At 68.4% G+C, this 1,574-nt stretch carries 1 protein-coding gene; it reads left to right on the top strand.

Going from position 1 to position 1,574, the window contains the following annotated elements:
* Positions 1 to 1,574, top strand: a 1,574-nt coding sequence (locus VGE49_RS06575) for a transketolase family protein (RefSeq protein WP_331033760.1), incomplete at both ends; no start/stop codon positions are given.

Genomic DNA, 1,574 nt, shown 5'->3' with positions numbered 1-1,574 from the left:
CGGCGTTGAAAAGGCCAAGAGCGGCCACCCCGGCATGCCCATGGGCATGGCCGACGTCGCCACCGTCCTCTACTCGAAATTCCTGAAGTTCGACGCCAGCCGCCCCGACTGGGCCGACCGCGACCGCTTCATCCTGTCGGCCGGCCACGGCTCGATGCTGATCTACGCCCTGCTGCACCTGACCGGCTATAAGGAAGCCACCAAGGAACAGCTGGAAAACTTCCGCCAGTGGGGCTCCAAGACCGCCGGCCACCCGGAATACGGCCACCTGGCCGGCGTCGAGACGACCACCGGCCCCCTGGGTCAGGGCCTGGCCACCTCGGTCGGCTTCGCCCTGGCCGAGCGTCACCTGGCCGCGCGCTTTGGCTCGGACCTGGTGGACCACCGCACCTGGGTCATCGCCGGCGACGGCTGCCTGATGGAAGGCGTATCGCAGGAAGCCATCGCCCTGGCCGGCCGCCTGAAGCTGAACAAGCTGTGCGTCCTGTGGGACGACAATGAGATCACCATCGACGGCAAGGTGTCGCTGTCGGACGCCACCGACCAGCTGGCCCGCTTCAAGGCCTCGGGCTGGGCGGTCAAGGCCATCGACGGCCATGACTACAAGCAGATCCAGAAGGCCCTGGCCTGGGCGACCAAGCAGTCGAAGCCGACGCTGATCGCCTGCAAGACCAAGATCGGCAAGGGCGCCGCCACCATGGAAGGCAGCCACAAGACCCACGGCGCCGCCCTGGGCGCCACCGAGATCGCCGCCACGCGTACCGCGCTGCACTGGCCCTTCGCTCCGTTCGAACTGCCGGAAGGCATCCAGAAGGCTTGGGCCAAGGTCGGCAAGCAGGGCGCCAAGACCCGCAAGGGCTGGGAAGCCCGCCTGCTGAACCACGCTCAGCGCGACGACTTCACCCGCGCCATGGCCGGCGACCTGCCGACCGGCGCCTTCGAGGCCCTCGAAGCCAAGCTGAAGGAACTGGTCTCGACCCAGCCCGCCCTGGCCACGCGCCAGTCCTCGGGCGAGGCCCTGGAGACGGTGTTCAACGCCATCCCCGAACTGATCGGCGGCTCGGCCGACCTGACCGGCTCGAACAACACCTTCGTCAAGGACACCCAGATCCTCGACGCCCCCGACTACGCCGGTCGCTACCTGAACTACGGCATCCGCGAGTTCGGCATGGCCGCGGCGATGAACGGTCTGGCGCTGCACGGCGGGGTCATCCCCTACGCCGGCACCTTCATGGTCTTCTCGGACTATAGCCGTCCAGCCATCCGCCTCGGCGCCCTGATGGGCGTGCGCGCGATCCACGTCTTGACCCATGACTCCATCGGTCTGGGCGAAGACGGCCCGACGCACCAGCCGGTCGAGCATCTGGCGGCCCTGCGCGCCATCCCCAACCTGATGGTGTTCCGCCCCGCCGACACCGTCGAGGCGCTGGAATGCTGGCAGGTCGCCCTGCAGCACAAGAAGACGCCGTCGGGCATGTGCCTGTCGCGTCAGAAGACCCCGGCGGTCCGCCTGACCGACGCCGGCGAGAACCTGTCGCGCAAGGGCGCCTATGAGCTGAAGGCCGCCAACGGCG

It is taken from the genome of Brevundimonas sp. (assembly GCF_036405315.1).
Classification (GTDB): domain Bacteria; phylum Pseudomonadota; class Alphaproteobacteria; order Caulobacterales; family Caulobacteraceae; genus Brevundimonas.
This window is presented reverse-complemented; position numbering and strand designations above follow the sequence as displayed.